At 68.7% G+C, this 13,057-nt stretch carries 17 protein-coding genes; 6 read left to right on the top strand and 11 right to left on the bottom strand.

Annotated features, from left to right (window positions below):
- Positions 1 to 69: 69 nt before the first annotated feature.
- Entirely contained in the window at positions 70 to 423 is a 354-nt protein-coding gene (locus AB8K43_RS01215) for a DoxX family protein (protein ID WP_370890545.1), read from the bottom strand.
- Between the two features lie 177 nt (positions 424 to 600).
- On the opposite strand from AB8K43_RS01215, the gene AB8K43_RS01210 reads away from it, so the two are divergent.
- On the top strand, positions 601 to 999 hold the full coding sequence (locus tag AB8K43_RS01210; RefSeq protein ID WP_370890543.1) for a MarR family winged helix-turn-helix transcriptional regulator: 399 nt from the start codon (positions 601 to 603) through the stop codon (positions 997 to 999).
- Positions 1,000 to 1,009: 10 nt separating this feature from the next.
- Here the strand turns inward: AB8K43_RS01210 and AB8K43_RS01205 are convergent, their stop codons facing one another.
- A complete protein-coding gene (locus AB8K43_RS01205) occupies positions 1,010 to 1,546 on the bottom strand; it encodes a maleylpyruvate isomerase N-terminal domain-containing protein (protein ID WP_370890542.1) in 537 nt (178 codons plus the stop codon).
- Positions 1,547 to 1,644: 98 nt separating this feature from the next.
- Here AB8K43_RS01205 and AB8K43_RS01200 point away from each other — a divergent pair, with 98 nt between their 5' ends.
- Entirely contained in the window at positions 1,645 to 2,463 is an 819-nt protein-coding gene (locus AB8K43_RS01200; protein WP_370890541.1) for a helix-turn-helix domain-containing protein, read from the top strand.
- Here the strand turns inward: AB8K43_RS01200 and AB8K43_RS01195 are convergent.
- Positions 2,435 to 3,046, bottom strand: coding sequence for a DUF1648 domain-containing protein (locus tag AB8K43_RS01195; protein ID WP_370890539.1), 612 nt, complete (start codon positions 3,044 to 3,046; stop codon positions 2,435 to 2,437). The genes AB8K43_RS01200 and AB8K43_RS01195 overlap by 29 nt on opposite strands.
- A gap of 170 nt (positions 3,047 to 3,216) precedes the next feature.
- Between AB8K43_RS01195 and AB8K43_RS01190 the strand changes: the two genes are divergently transcribed.
- The gene (locus AB8K43_RS01190) at positions 3,217 to 3,870 is read left to right on the top strand and encodes a DedA family protein (protein ID WP_370890537.1); all 654 of its coding nucleotides are present in this window, start codon (positions 3,217 to 3,219) and stop codon (positions 3,868 to 3,870) included.
- Here AB8K43_RS01190 and AB8K43_RS01185 read toward each other — a convergent pair.
- Positions 3,830 to 4,408 carry a GNAT family N-acetyltransferase gene (locus tag AB8K43_RS01185; protein WP_370890535.1) on the bottom strand — a complete coding sequence of 193 codons (579 nt, stop codon included), beginning with the start codon at positions 4,406 to 4,408 and terminating at the stop codon, positions 3,830 to 3,832. The two genes, AB8K43_RS01190 and AB8K43_RS01185, sit on opposite strands and share 41 nt — an antisense overlap.
- Positions 4,409 to 4,909: a GyrI-like domain-containing protein gene (locus AB8K43_RS01180; RefSeq protein WP_370890533.1), complete on the bottom strand. Its 501-nt coding sequence runs from the start codon at positions 4,907 to 4,909 to the stop codon at positions 4,409 to 4,411.
- Positions 4,910 to 5,030: 121 nt separating this feature from the next.
- Between AB8K43_RS01180 and AB8K43_RS01175 the strand changes: the two genes are divergently transcribed.
- Positions 5,031 to 5,606 (top strand): DinB family protein, encoded by a 576-nt coding sequence (locus AB8K43_RS01175; RefSeq protein WP_370890531.1) that lies wholly within the window; start codon positions 5,031 to 5,033, stop codon positions 5,604 to 5,606.
- A 100-nt stretch (positions 5,607 to 5,706) separates the two neighbouring features.
- Positions 5,707 to 6,492, top strand: a complete 786-nt coding sequence (locus AB8K43_RS01170; RefSeq protein ID WP_370890529.1) for a tryptophan-rich sensory protein — start codon at positions 5,707 to 5,709, stop codon at positions 6,490 to 6,492.
- A gap of 7 nt (positions 6,493 to 6,499) precedes the next feature.
- Here the strand turns inward: AB8K43_RS01170 and AB8K43_RS01165 are convergent, their stop codons facing one another.
- The 6 genes from AB8K43_RS01165 to AB8K43_RS01140 form a co-directional block, all read right to left on the bottom strand.
- Positions 6,500 to 7,006, bottom strand: coding sequence for an O-acetyl-ADP-ribose deacetylase (locus AB8K43_RS01165; protein WP_370890527.1), 507 nt, complete (start codon positions 7,004 to 7,006; stop codon positions 6,500 to 6,502).
- A 265-nt stretch (positions 7,007 to 7,271) separates the two neighbouring features.
- On the bottom strand, positions 7,272 to 7,934 hold the full coding sequence (locus AB8K43_RS01160) for a TrmH family RNA methyltransferase (protein WP_370890525.1): 663 nt from the start codon (positions 7,932 to 7,934) through the stop codon (positions 7,272 to 7,274).
- Entirely contained in the window at positions 7,934 to 8,671 is a 738-nt protein-coding gene (locus AB8K43_RS01155; RefSeq protein WP_370890524.1) for an amino acid ABC transporter ATP-binding protein, read from the bottom strand. Before AB8K43_RS01155 ends, AB8K43_RS01160 begins: the two co-directional genes overlap by 1 nt.
- Positions 8,668 to 9,576 carry an amino acid ABC transporter permease gene (locus tag AB8K43_RS01150; RefSeq protein ID WP_370890522.1) on the bottom strand — a complete coding sequence of 303 codons (909 nt, stop codon included), beginning with the start codon at positions 9,574 to 9,576 and terminating at the stop codon, positions 8,668 to 8,670. The genes AB8K43_RS01155 and AB8K43_RS01150 overlap by 4 nt, the downstream gene beginning before the upstream one ends.
- Positions 9,577 to 9,584: 8 nt before the next feature.
- Positions 9,585 to 10,448 (bottom strand): ABC transporter substrate-binding protein, encoded by an 864-nt coding sequence (locus tag AB8K43_RS01145; RefSeq protein ID WP_370890520.1) that lies wholly within the window; start codon positions 10,446 to 10,448, stop codon positions 9,585 to 9,587.
- Positions 10,445 to 12,193: an HSP90 family protein gene (locus AB8K43_RS01140; RefSeq protein WP_370890518.1), complete on the bottom strand. Its 1,749-nt coding sequence runs from the start codon at positions 12,191 to 12,193 to the stop codon at positions 10,445 to 10,447. The genes AB8K43_RS01145 and AB8K43_RS01140 overlap by 4 nt, the downstream gene beginning before the upstream one ends.
- A gap of 160 nt (positions 12,194 to 12,353) precedes the next feature.
- On the opposite strand from AB8K43_RS01140, the gene AB8K43_RS01135 reads away from it, so the two are divergent.
- The gene (locus AB8K43_RS01135; RefSeq protein ID WP_370890516.1) at positions 12,354 to 13,004 is read left to right on the top strand and encodes a hypothetical protein; all 651 of its coding nucleotides are present in this window, start codon (positions 12,354 to 12,356) and stop codon (positions 13,002 to 13,004) included.
- Positions 13,005 to 13,057 lie beyond the last annotated feature (53 nt).

Raw genomic sequence — 13,057 nt, 5'->3', positions numbered from 1 at the left:
GGTGGCGTGGTTCGTGGTGGAACCTGGTGATGGGCCGCGCCTCCCGGGGTGTGGCGCGGCCCATCGGGCTCAGGCAGTGAGCAGGCGCACCAGCACGGTGACGACCGCGAAGACGAGCAGCATCAGGGCGCCGCTGTACTCCTTCATGTTGTCGCGCGCGCGCAGGTGGTAGACCATGGCGCCCGCCATGGTTGCGGCGAGGCCGATGCCAGCGGCGACCCCGAGGGGGGCAAACCAGATGCCGACGATGACGCCGATCCCGCCGAGGACCTCAAGCGCTCCGATGGTCTTTTGCAAGGGGCGGCTCACCTCGAGCCGGTCGAGCGTGCCAGTGACCGGCTCCGCGGTGCGCAGCTTCGCCGAACCGGCGGCGACGAAGGCCAAGCCGAGCAGGGCGGACAGGATGATCGTGACGATGAACATGGTGCGGGTAACTCCTGGTCTGGTGGGACGATGGGTGTCGATCACCTCCGCCAACGATTCACTGAGTGAACCTTATTCCTTCGTTCAGTGAACTAAAGCAGGGGAAGGTTCAACGACCCCTCGACGTTGGCCCCTCCAGACCCTCTTCCGACCGCCGAATGACGAGGACTGCGGCCCATGACTGACCCCACCCGCCTGGACTGTTTCGACGCGCTGTTGGGCGCAACACTTCAGATGCGCCGCCACCTCGAGACCGTCGCCGACTCATTCGGACTCACGCCCCCGCAGGCACGGGTGATCGCCAACCTGCCGGAGCCGGTACGGATGCAGGCGGTCGCCGACGCCACCGGCTGTGAGCCCTCCCACCTCACCGCCATCGCGAGCAGCCTCGAAGACCTCGGCCTCGCGCGCCGCGAGACCGACCCGAGCGATCGACGCGCTCGTCGCCTGGCCCTCACGCCGAAGGGGGAGGCGCTGCGGGTCGAGCTCGTTCCCACCCTCGTCCAGAACTCGCCGATCCTGACCCACCTCGACGACGCCGAGGCCGCCACCCTGCTTGATCTGCTGCGCCGATAGCCGCGTCGCTTCAGGCGACGCGCCCCACCTTGGCCAGCACCACCGTCTGAGCGTCCGCCCCCTCCGGCGCGGTCAACGGACCGGCGAAGATCCCCGGCGCATACGCCATCTCGCCGAACCCGTCGACGGCCGCCGCGACCTCGTCGACCTCCGAGTCGGTAAGCCGCTCATCCCAGCCCTGAGAGCGCGCGAGGTCCCAGCGGTGCACGATCAGATCGAAGCCATAGAACCTCCGTAGGGCATCCCCCACCGCGAGCGGACCGAAGGGGGACTCAAACTCGGCCCCCATCACCGCGTCGTCCCCCACCGCATCGCGCACTGCGGCCTCGTGAGCGGCCCACTGCTCCGGCGGACTCCCTTCCTGCACCGGCATCGTCACGCCGTGTCGCGCAAAGAACTCGCGCTGGGTCTCCATCACGTGATCGAGCACATCGGCCGCGGACCACCCGTCGCAGGGGCTCGGCGCTTGCCAGGATTCGACCCGCCGCACCATGGCGGAGAAGGGGTCGGCGTGGGCAGCCCACATCGCGCGGTTATCGGAGCACATGACGGTCCTTTCGGGTTCCACGATCCGGTCACGCCCGACGCTAGGGGCCAGCCCCTAGGCTCGTCTTGAGGATTCCCGACACGAAGGGGGCGCGCGGCGTGGACGAACCGGCGCACCTGCACGACCCACGCGATCGCTCCTTCGTCATGCACCGCTATCCCCCGGCGTCAGATCTCACCTCGCTGGTTCGGCGGTACTGGATCCCGGTCTGGGATGTGCCGAAGGGTCCTCCGGCAGAGCAGAAGGTCCTGCAGTACCCCGTGTGCCTGCTCTCGATCACCCCTGAATATGCCCGTTTGATCGGCCCGAACCGCGGCATGACGACCACAGCGCTCACCGGACGGGGATGGGCCTTCGGCGTCATGTTCCAACCGGCCGCCGGTGGGCTCCTACTGGACGGGCCGGTATCCGAGGTGACCGATGGCGCGAGAGAACTGGACGACCTCGCCCCCTTCGCCGGTCTCGGCGACGAGATCCGCGCGGTAATGACCCCGGATCCACGCTCGGTGTCGGCGCATCGGCGCGGTCAAGAACTCGTCGAGGCGCGACTGCGGGCCGCCCTCCCCACCGACCTCGACGCCGAATCTCTTCTCGTCAACCGGATCGTCGAGCTCGTGGAGGCGCAGTCCGGCCCGACGACGGTCGACCAGCTCTGCCAAGAACTCTCGATGAGCGAGCGCAGCCTGCAACGACTGACGGCCCGGCGGCTGGGACTCACGCCGCTATGGCTGATCCGTCGGCGCCGACTCCACGATGCCTCCGGGCGTCTGCGCCAGCAGCCGGCGAGCCTCGCCGAGCTCGCGGCCGAGTTGGGCTACGCCGACCAGTCCCACCTGTCCCGTGACTTCCGCACGGCGACGGGGATGACGCCGAAGCAGTTTCGCGCTCTCACCGATCCCGCTGACGTGGGGGCGTAGCGTCGGCGCCGTCATCGGCGGGCCGGTATCGACCACCGGCCGCCATGCGGATGATCACGGCGGCCAACGCGGCCAGCGCGACGCCCACGGCGGGGAAGGTCCACCACGGAGCGGCGCCGCCCGGGTGGTGGGCGGCCACGGCGATGCTGAGGTCGGCGATCACCAGGATCGTTACCACCACCGCCGCGAAGAGCATCATGTCCTCGCGCAGGAGCCGCTCGAGGCGCACCAGACGCTCCGGCGTTGCCAGCCACCACTTCTTGTCCGGGAGGTTGATCGCATCGGGCCAGATCAGCGCGAGCCGGGAGAGGAGGATCAAGGGGTAAGCCGTAACGAGGGGCATGAGGACCGCGAAGGCGATCGCCTCACCGCGACTGCCCCACCGGTCCGGTGCGTTGGAAAGCGACCAGTGCAGCGGCACCCGCTCCGGCAGGGTCGCGACGAGCCACCCGACAGCGATGAGCCAGGCAAGGGTTGTGATGGCGAGCACGGCCTGGGGGAAGGAAGCCGCTGCTTCGCGTGGCCTCGCCTTCGCCTGCTCCGCGACATCGCGTTGCCGACGCTGCGACTCCTGCCACCCCATGCCCACCAGCGTAATCACGGCGAGCGTTGACGACGGGCGGCGAAGGGGGATGTCCGGCCGAGAGACGCCTAGCGCGCCCTCCTCCATAGCCGGTTCTCAGGCGCAGCACAGGTTTCGGCCCCTACAGTGAGCGAGGCCCACCGGCCGCGACCCGTCCTGAAAGGCGACCTATGGACATCTCGTCACTCCTCCAAGCCCTCCCGCCCGAGGTGATTTATGCCGTCGTCGGACTGGTGGTTGGGGTCGAGAGCCTCGGCATCCCCCTTCCCGGCGAAACCACCCTCATCGGGGCGGCGCTGATCAGCGTGCACCCGCATGCGCCGATCGCGACTCTCTGGGTGGGGATCGCCGCCTTCGTCGGAGCGGTCCTCGGCGACTCGATCGGGTACACGGTGGGGCGCCGCATGGGGCCGAGCCTCTTCACCAAGCTCGGACGCCGCTTCCCACGCCACCTCTCGCCGGATCACATTGCCTACGCCGAGCACCTCGTCAGCCGCTACGGGATGGGGGCGGTCTTCGGCGGGCGGTTTGTCGCCCTGCTGCGCATCGTCGCCGGGCCGCTCGCCGGCTCCCTTCGCATGCACTACCCCCGGTTCTTTGCCGCTAACGCCATCGGAGCGGCGGCCTGGGCTGGCGGGATCACCCTGCTCGTCGCGACCCTCGGCAAGGTCGCTCATGAGTATGTCGCCGGCGCGACATGGGGGCTCCTCGCGATCGCGATCGTCGGCGGGATCGCGCTCAGCCACTACGTCGGGAAGTCCTTCCAGCGTCGGGTCGCCGACTTCACCCGCGAGCGCGCTGAAGCCGCCACTGCTCGGCCGTGACCGCGTAGACGACCTCGCCCTCTTCGACACCGGGAAGGGAGCGATCCGTGAGCCGGTGGCCGGAGTGGACGTGACGCATCCCGAGTTTGCGCATCACGCCTCGCGACGCCGCGTTGACCGCCATCGTTTCGGCCCACACCTGGTCGAGCCCTAGAGCGTCGAACCCGTAGTCGAGCACCGCCATCGCGCCCTCCGTCGCGAGCCCCTCTCCCCAGGCGTCGCGCCGCAACCGCCAGCCAGCTTCGGCGATCGTCTCGGGCGTCACCTCACGGTCACGCCAGTCGGCGAGGTCGAGGTCCCACCACCCGATGAACCGCTCGCCCGCAAACCCCGCCCAAAAGCCCAAGCCGCGCGCATCGGCGTCTTGATCGGCGCATCGCGGCCCCCAATACGTCGTGATCTCCTCCGATGTGCGCGCTCTCCCAAGCAGATAGCGCATCACCTCGGGGTCTCGGTCTAGGACCTGCAGCAGCGGCAGATGCTCGGTCGTCATCGGCCGCAACTCAAGGCGTGCCGTCCGCAGCGTCGGGCGGCTCACCTAGCGCAGGCTCGTGTAGAGGTCCGTGCGCAACGTCGCCGGATCCGCCTTCGGACTGGGCTCGCTCACGTAGACCTCCCAGAAGGGCAGGTCGGGGCTTCGACCGGACGCGCCGACGGCCTCCATGAAGTCACCCCACGCTCCCGCGAGACCCTCGTACCCGCCGTGGTAACTCGTGACGGCGACTGGTCCGGGCGGGAGCGTCGAGGGCAGCAGCGTCACCTCGCCGACCTCGAGGTAGTGAGTGAGCGCGCTGACCACCGGGACGCCCACTTCGAGATCGGCGGTCTCCGTCGGCATGCGCGAGTGCAGGGAGAAGGCGGGGCCACCCACCTCGATCCCTTCGCGCGCAAGCGCCGGATAGAGCGCCGAGAAGGCCCGATCGAACAGCTGTGGCATCTGCGCCATCGGGTAGTCCGTCACGCGGACGACCACCGTCGGGATGGCGGGCGCATCGAAGTAGTCCGCCTCGTCGCGCGGTTCCATCGTGAGGTAGGTCATCGTGGTCCCCCTTCTCCTGATCGCTGGGGTGCGAGGTCGACCCTACTGATGGATGCCCACCCGCGGGACCCCTGAGCCGATCATCGACGGGCACCCTCGAGCGGCCCTATCGTCGAGGGGCATGGACCCCGTGCGCGCGACGCTGACCTCGTACCTCCAATCCGCTCGGGAGGCTCTCGTCTGGAAACTCGACGGGCTGACCGAAGAACAGGTCCGCCGACCGATGACTCCCACGGGGACGAACCTGCTCGGCTTGATCAAGCACTGCACCTATGTCGAGAACGGCTACCTGGGGGAGGTCTTCGGTCGCCCGGTTGCCGATGGGCCCACGTGGGAAGGGGAGGCCGACCCCTTTCAGGATATGTACGCGACGGCGGACGAATCGATGGACGACATCATCGCCGGGTACCGCCGGGCGTGGGAGCACGCCGACGCGACGATCGCGGCCCACGACCTAAGTGACGAAGGGAGCGTCTGGTGGTGGCCAGAGGAGCGTCGCCACCCGAGCCTGCACCGCGTCATCACGCACGTGCTCTTTGACCTGGCTCGGCACGCCGGCCACGCCGACATCCTGCGCGAACGGATCGACGGCGCGGTCGGGTTGCGCGCCGACAACACCAATATGGCGACCGACGACCCCGAGGAGTGGGCGGCCTACGTCACGAGGCTCGATGCCATCGCGGACCGTTTCGCCTAGCGCCGCGGTCCACGGGACTCGCCCGTCTCACTTCAGCACACGCGCCGCAGCCAGCGCGTGCCCCCCTTCGCCGCACCGGGTGTTGTGGTGCGATGGACCCATGAGCGAAGCGACGACGTCCACCGACCTCTACCGGCGCATCACCGTCACCGTCGCGCAGGTGGTGTGCGTTGTCGGGAGCATGATCGGAGCGGGGGTCTTCGGCGGCCCGACGGTCCCGGAGGCCGCCGGCGGCGCGCTGGCCGCGGATGCCACCTATATCGCTCCGGCGGGTCCCGCCTTCGCGATCTGGTCGGTCATCTACGTCGGTCTCGCGGCGTACACGATCTGGCAATGGTTCCCCGCCCAGGCGACCTCAGCTCGGCATCGGGCGACCGGGTGGCTCGCAGCCGCGACGATGGTCCTCAACGCTGCGTGGTTGCTCACGATCCGTGCCGGTTGGCTGTGGGTGAGCGTCGTCGTGATCGTCGCTCTGGTCCTGAGCCTCGGCGTGCTCCTTGGTCGGTTGACGACGCATCCGGCCGACTCGACTGCCGACCGCGTCATCACCGACGGCACCTTCGGCCTCTACCTCGGCTGGGTGAGCGTCGCGACCTGCGCCAATATCGCCGCGACGCTGGTGGACGCCGGAGTCGAGCCTGGTAAGCCCGCGGTCGAGATCATCACCATCGTGGTGCTCGCCGTCGTCGCCGGCTTGGGTGTCCTCTATGCCCGCGCGCTTGGCGGTCGCATCGCGGTCGCTGGCGCGATGGCCTGGGGGCTCGGGTGGATCGCCTACGGGCGCTGGGCCACCGAACCTCAGTCGATCGCGGTGGCGATCGCCGCGGCCATCGTCGCTGTCGCTGTAGTGGCCGTGGCCCTGCGTCGGCGGGCGGTCACCGCCTGATTCGACGTCACGCCGAAGGGGGCATGGCCTCGCGAAGGAGCGCGAAGGGGTTGTCGCCCAGGGCCACCAGGCGCGCCTCTTCGACCTTCGTGGGAGTCGATGTGATCGTCTCAACCGCGACCGCGACGGCGTCGGGAAGCGGCCACCCGTAGACCCCGGCGCTGATGAGTGGGAAGGCTACGGTGCGAGCGCCGAGCTCGTCGGCAACCTCGAGGACGCGTCGGTAGCAGGACTCGAGGAGGGCGCGATCGCGCTGCCCCGCAGCGTAGTTGGGCCCCACCGTGTGGATAACCCAGCGCGCGGGGAGGTCACCCGCGGTCGTCCATCCGGCGTCTCCCGTCGCGAGACCGTCGGGGAATCGGGCGATGCAATCGCGCAAGATGTCCGGTCCCCCGGCTCGGTGGATCGCGCCGTCCACGCCGCCCCCGCCGCGCATGGCGTTGTTGGCTGCGTTGACGATCGCGTCGACCTCTTGGGTCGTGATGTCGCCGAGGACGGGGGTGATCGTGGGCATGGGATCGAGCATGGCACGTCGGCGGCCTTCGGTGACCTCTCCGCCGGGCCGTGGTGTTCCCCCTTCGCGGTGCGTCACCGGAAACTCCCGAAATCCCCTGGAATTCCACGAGAATCCCGGAACTTCCCGCGACGAAGGGCGGGAGGCCCCGGGCGCGCTCGACACCGCCCGGTCCCCGCCCTTCGGGGTGGGTCACCGGAAACTCCCGACATCCCCTGGAGTTCCACGAGAATCCCGGAACTTCCCGCGACGAAGGGCGGGAGGCTCAGGGGCGTTGGTCGAAGACGTGCTGGCGCACCCAGGCGTGCATCGCGATCGCGGCGGCGGCGCCGGCGTTCATCGAGCGCGTGGAGCCGAATTGGCTGATCTCCAGGACCACGTCGCAGGCCTGGAGCATCTCCGGAGAGATCCCCGGGCCCTCTTGCCCGAAGACGAGGACGCAGCGCTCCGGCAGCGGGTAGGTCTCGAGCGGGACCGAGCCGGGGACGTTGTCGATCCCGACGAGCGTCACCCCTTCGCGCTGCGCCCACTGCGCGAAATCCGCCACCGATGGATGGTGGTGCTCGTGTTGGTAGCGGTCGGTGACCATGGCGCCGCGCCGGTTCCAGCGGCGTTTGCCAACGATATGGAAGGCGCCCGCCCCGAGCGCATTGGCCGTGCGCACGACCGAGCCGATGTTGAAGTCGTGCGCCCAGTTCTCGATCGCCACGTGGAAGCCATGGCGCCCGGACGCGTCGAGGTCCGCCACGATGGCTTCGAGCCGCCAATACCGATAGCGGTCGAGGACATTGCGCCGATCGCCCTCGCGGAGCAGGTCCGGGTCGTAGCGCTCGTCATCGGGCCATGGTCCGTCCCACGGCCCCACCCCGACGGTCTCGGCGAAGGGGGTGGCGCGACCCCCTTCGCCCGACGCTTCACGCTCGGACATCAGTGACGCACCCGGGCCAGGAAGCGCCGCGTCCGCTCCTGCTGCGGGTTGTCGATGACCTCGGCAGGCGGGCCGACCTCGTGGATAAGCCCGTCGTGGAGGTACGCGACCGTGTCGGCGACGTCTCGGGCGAAGCCGATCTCGTGGGTGTTGAGCACCATGGTCATGCCCTCGGCCTTGAGTTGCTGAAGCAGGTCGAGAACCTCACCGACGAGCTCGGGGTCGAGCGCGGAGGTGACCTCATCGAGCAGCATGAGTTCCGGCTCGTTGACGAGAGCGCGGGCGATCGCGACCCGCTGCTGTTGGCCGCCGGAGCAATCGTCGGGGCGAGCGTGTGCCTTGTCCGCCAGCCCGACGCGCTCCAGCATCGCCATCGCGCGCTCCTTGGCCTCGGCCTTGGAGCGCTTGTGCACGAGGACAGGCGCCAAGGTGACGTTGTCGAGGACGCTGAGGTGCGGGAAGAGGTTGTAGGACTGGAAGACCACACCAATCCGCGCTCGCGCAGCATCGACATCAAGGCGCGGGTCGGTGAGCTCGGTCCCGTCGAGGGTGATCACTCCGTCGTCGACGGTCTCGAGCACGTTGATGCAGCGCAGCAGCGTGGACTTGCCGGAGCCGGAGGCACCGATCAGCACGACGCACTGGCCGCGGTGCACGTCTAAGGAGATGTCGCGCAGGACGACGTGGTCGCCGAAGGACTTGCGCACACCGGTCAGTCGCAGCAGGGGGTCGCTCACATCAACCCCCCGGCGCCGTGGAAACCCTTCTTGCGGGCATACCAGTCGGTGAGGCGGGCCATCGGGACCGTGAGCGCGATGAAGAGGACGCCGGCGACGACGTAGGGGGTGAAGTTGAAGTCCTTCGCCGTCTCGATCTGCGCCGCCCGGATCGCGTCGATCACCCCAAGGACCGCGATCAGGCCGGAGTCCTTCTGCAGCGAGACGAGGTCGTTCATCAGGGCCGGCATGACCCGCCGCACGGCCTGTGGGAGGACGACCTTGCGCAGCGTTTGCGGATAGCTCAGCCCCAGCGAACGAGCCGCCATGCGCTGACTCGGATGGACCGATTCGATCCCGGCCCGGAAGACCTCGGCGACATAGGCCGAGTAGGACAGCACGAGCGCGACGGACCCCCAAAAGAGGGCGCTGCTCGGCAGCCCTTCGAGCCGAAGGGCGGGTGCGCCGAGACCAAGCAGGAAGATCACGAGCAGCAGCGGCAGGCCGCGGAAGACATCGACGAAGACGGTGCCGACGAGCCGAAGGGGGAAGAAGACCGGCCCGCGCAGGGTGCGCATCAACGCAATCGTCATGGCGAGGATCGCGATGGAGATACCGCAGACGGCCATGACCCGGATGTTGAGCCAGAGCCCCCGCAACACGGCGGGGAAGGAATCCACCGCCTTCTCCCAGTCGAAGAAGGTCTCTTGCACCCGGGGCCACCCGGGCGAGGTCACCACGAGTGCGGTGACCGTCCCGAGCAGGACGATCGTGCTGAGGGCCGCGATGACGCCCGAACGCAGGGTCCGGCGAGCGCGCCAGCGATCTCGCTCGCGTTGCTCAGGCGACGGAACCCACTCGAGCGAGGGGGCTGTGGACGTGGCGACGGGCGCCGGCTCGCCGGCGCCCGTCGACGGGGTGGTCATGTCCGGCGTCACTTCAGTTCGGGCGCGCCCTTGTTGGCCAGCCACTCCTTGGCGAGCTCATCCAAGGTGCCGTCTTCACGCAGCGCATCGACCGCGGCGCTGACGCACGGGGTAAGCGCCGAGCCCTTGTCGAGGACCGCGCCGAACTCCTCGGGCGTGGACCCGGTGGACGGGAGCTGCCCGAAGATGACGCCATCGTCGAGCTGCGCCGCGGTCATGTAGAAGGCGGTGGGCAGGTCGACCACGAGGGCATCGACCTGGCCGTTCTTCAGGGCTTGGACCGCGACATCGTTGGTGTCGAAGACCGAGGCCTCGGCGCTCGGCTTGATCTGCTCACCGATCGCGTCATAGGAGGTCGTCCCGACCTGGGCGCCGAGTTTCGCGTCCTTGAGGTCGGCGACGGTCTTCGCCGAGGCGACCTTGGACCCCTTCGTCGTCACGACCGCCTGAGCGACGGTGTAGTACCCCGAGGAGAAGTCGACCGCCGACTTGCGCTTGTCGTTGATCGAGACCTGGTTGATGTCGAAGTCGAAGTCCTTCTTACCCGGCGCGACCGCCTTGTTGAAGGGGACGACGGTCCAGGTGACGTCACCCTTGGCAAAGCCCATCTGGTCGGCGATCGCGTAGGCCACGGCAGACTCGTAGCCCTTGCCGTTGCTGGGGTCGTCATCGACGAACCACGGCGGGTAGGCGGGCTTGTCGGTACCGATGGTGAGCTTGCCGTCGGCGACGAGCGCCAGGTTGTCCTTGGCGCACTGGTCGGCGCCGGTCGTCGTGGTCGAGGCGGCCTCGTCTTGCGGGGCGCCGCAGCCGGTGAGGGCGACGGCGACGAGCGCGGCGAGGACCGTCGCGCGCCGGGGGGTGATGCTCATGGTGCTCCTGGAGGTGGGGGTGCAACGACACCGTTGGGGGCCGAATCCACTGCGGCCGCGAGAATCATCGCCTGACTGGCATCGCTCAGTCGAGTCGCCTGATCGACCGTCGCCCCCGCGCGGCCCTGCAACAGCGCGACCGTGAGCAGCACCCGAGCCGCCGGTCCGACGACGGAGTCGGGCACATCGGAGCTCATCAGGGCACGCACGGCGTCGTTCGCGGCATTGAGCACCAGGGTTGCCGAGCCGTCGCCGGCGACCTCGCCGCCGTCGACCAGGCTGGCCCGCGACGGCCACCACAGCACCGGCCGGGCCGCCGGCTCGAAGGCGCTCACCTGCACCTGGAGTTCCTCCCCTTCGAGATGGCTCTCCACGCGGCGGGCGAGCCGAGCCCCCGCCCGCTGGTCGGTTGCGGGGGCTGGCCGGACCATTTCGACGAGAGCATCCACATCGACCTCCCGGAAGCGCTCGGTGCCGTCCACTTCGTCGACTCGCCGCAGGAGCGCGGCATCGTGGGTTCCGCTGCCATCGACGAGCAGGATCCCCGCGTGGATCGCGACGTCGCTCATCGCCGCGAACTTCTCGGAGTCGGTGACGAAGGGGATCGAGTCGCCTGCCCGCTGGAGCTCGGTGATGGTCATCGGGCCACGCGTTGTCGGGAAGGGCAGGGTCGACGTGATCAGATCGCGCATGTCGACCCCGTCGAGCGAGAGGGACTTCAGCCCGGTGGCGTGCAAGGTGACAAGGCGCTCGTACACCTCGGGGTAGGCACCGTGGACCTGGATCAATTCCTGCAGGATCCGCTGGCCCAGCTGATCGCGGATGACCCGAAGGGAGCTCGACTCCTGCAGCGATTCGCGCGAGGCGGTGAGCGGCAGCGAACCGACGTCGAAGACCCCGCGGCAGAAGAAGGCCCAGTCCGGCAGGAGGCTGTCGTCGGTGTCGGCGACGAGCATCCCGCGGGCATACAGCCGGTCGCCCGTGCGGTGCCCCGGCTGAGCGCTGTACGGCAGGACGAACCCAAGCCCCTTCACCCCGAGCAGCGAGGCGTCGAGGGTGACGATCCCCATCGGTTCGAAGCCGAAGCGCTCCCGACACCACTGCAATTGCGCCTCGACGTCGAGCCCCCAGGGCGGGGTCTGCTGCGAGAGCACGTGCTGATCGACGGTGATCGGGACATCGAGGTGCTCGGCGAAGAGTTCGACCAGTTCGGTCACCGTCTCCGGGGAGCACCAGTGGGCGTCCCCATGCCGCGGGGTGATCCGCACTTCGGTCCCCGGCTCCGGGAGCGGATCTGCTGCCTCGGCAATGTCGAAGGTCCCATCGGAATGCCCCACCCAGTGGATGGTCGGTGCATCGTCGGTGCGCGCGGAGCGGGAGCGGACATCGATCGTGTCGGCGACGAGGAAGCAGGAGAGCAGCCCGATCCCGAACTGTCCCAGGAAGAGGCGGCGCTGGGTCTCGAAGTCGTCGCGCTTAGAGGATCCGCCGATCGTCGCGAGAAGGGAGCGCATCTCGTCATCGGTCAACCCAACGCCGTTATCGCGGATCACCATCGGTGCATTCCCCACGGCCGGGGTGATCGCGACGCCGCCGACAAAGCTCTCGTCGATGCGAATTCGCGACTCGATGGCATCACGCGCATTTTGCAGAATCTCGCGAAGGTAGACGCGCTCGCTGCTGTAGAGATGATGACTCAGGATGTCGACGATTCCGCGCAGGTCGACCTTGAATTGCTCGCGCACCCGATCCTTCTCTTTTCCGTCTCGCGTGGGTCAAAGGAGTCGATCCCCGATGTCACGGAGCGGGGATACCTCTGGGTAACCTACCGTCGTGGCATGGTGGAAACGACCCGATGGGTCACCAACGGAATCTGAGGATGGGGCGTTAGCGCCCGACGATCTCGTGACGGCGCCCCCGGAGGAGACTCCCGCATCCTCGGCTGCGACCTCATCCGCAGCCTGGATCAGCGGATGGGACCCGCCCGAGTCGCACGAGGCGCCTGCGCCCGAGAGCCCCGACGCTCCACCCCCTCCCCGCGGCGCCTTCCCCCTTCCGAGCATCCCGCCTCCCGCGGACCTTGCGCCGGACCCCGAGCCCGAACCGGTCCGTGAAGAAGAGCCCGAGACCGTCCCCGAACCGGCCCCGGCGCCCGCCGCGGACCACGACACCCCTGCAGGAGAAGTCCCCATGACCGATTACAACGCCTCCCTCGCCGACGCCATGCAGATCGAGGGCGCCCTCGGCGTCGCGCTCGTCGACGCCGGCAGCGGCATGGCTCTCGCGACCGCCGGGAGCCCCGTGGGCATCGACCTCGAGGTGGCCGCCGCGGGTAACAGCAGCGTGGTGCAGGCGAAGCTGCGCACGATGCGCGACCTGGGCCTCAACGATAAGATCGAGGACATCTTGATCACCCTCGACAGCCAGTTCCACATCATTCGCACGCTCGGCAAGGAGGACGGGATGTTCCTCTACCTCGTCCTCGACAAGGGCCGCGCGAACCTCGCCATGGCCCGCTTCCGCCTCGGCCGGATCGAAAAGGACCTGCACCTGTAAGGCCCGCGTCCGGACGAAGGGCGGCGAGCGCCACCGCTCGGCGCCCTTCGTGC

The organism is Janibacter sp. GXQ6167 (assembly GCF_041365945.1).
In the GTDB taxonomy this organism is placed as follows: Bacteria; Actinomycetota; Actinomycetes; order Actinomycetales; family Dermatophilaceae; genus JBGFSK01.
The sequence above is the reverse complement of the archived record's forward strand: the minus strand, read 5'-3'. Positions and strand labels throughout refer to the sequence as shown.

What these genes read in the sequence shown, in the direction of transcription:
- AB8K43_RS01215 (WP_370890545.1), bottom strand. Translation starts at nt 423, where the DNA reads ATGTTCATCGTCACGATCATCCTGTCCGCCCTGCTCGGCTTGGCCTTC.
- AB8K43_RS01210 (WP_370890543.1), top strand. Translation starts at nt 601, where the DNA reads ATGACTGACCCCACCCGCCTGGACTGTTTCGACGCGCTGTTGGGCGCA.
- AB8K43_RS01205 (WP_370890542.1), bottom strand. Translation starts at nt 1,546, where the DNA reads ATGTGCTCCGATAACCGCGCGATGTGGGCTGCCCACGCCGACCCCTTC.
- AB8K43_RS01195 (WP_370890539.1), bottom strand. Translation starts at nt 3,046, where the DNA reads ATGGGGTGGCAGGAGTCGCAGCGTCGGCAACGCGATGTCGCGGAGCAG.
- AB8K43_RS01190 (WP_370890537.1), top strand. Translation starts at nt 3,217, where the DNA reads ATGGACATCTCGTCACTCCTCCAAGCCCTCCCGCCCGAGGTGATTTAT.
- AB8K43_RS01180 (WP_370890533.1), bottom strand. Translation starts at nt 4,909, where the DNA reads ATGACCTACCTCACGATGGAACCGCGCGACGAGGCGGACTACTTCGAT.
- AB8K43_RS01175 (WP_370890531.1), top strand. Translation starts at nt 5,031, where the DNA reads ATGGACCCCGTGCGCGCGACGCTGACCTCGTACCTCCAATCCGCTCGG.
- AB8K43_RS01170 (WP_370890529.1), top strand. Translation starts at nt 5,707, where the DNA reads ATGAGCGAAGCGACGACGTCCACCGACCTCTACCGGCGCATCACCGTC.
- AB8K43_RS01165 (WP_370890527.1), bottom strand. Translation starts at nt 7,006, where the DNA reads ATGCCCACGATCACCCCCGTCCTCGGCGACATCACGACCCAAGAGGTC.
- AB8K43_RS01160 (WP_370890525.1), bottom strand. Translation starts at nt 7,934, where the DNA reads ATGTCCGAGCGTGAAGCGTCGGGCGAAGGGGGTCGCGCCACCCCCTTC.
- AB8K43_RS01150 (WP_370890522.1), bottom strand. Translation starts at nt 9,576, where the DNA reads ATGACCACCCCGTCGACGGGCGCCGGCGAGCCGGCGCCCGTCGCCACG.
- AB8K43_RS01145 (WP_370890520.1), bottom strand. Translation starts at nt 10,448, where the DNA reads ATGAGCATCACCCCCCGGCGCGCGACGGTCCTCGCCGCGCTCGTCGCC.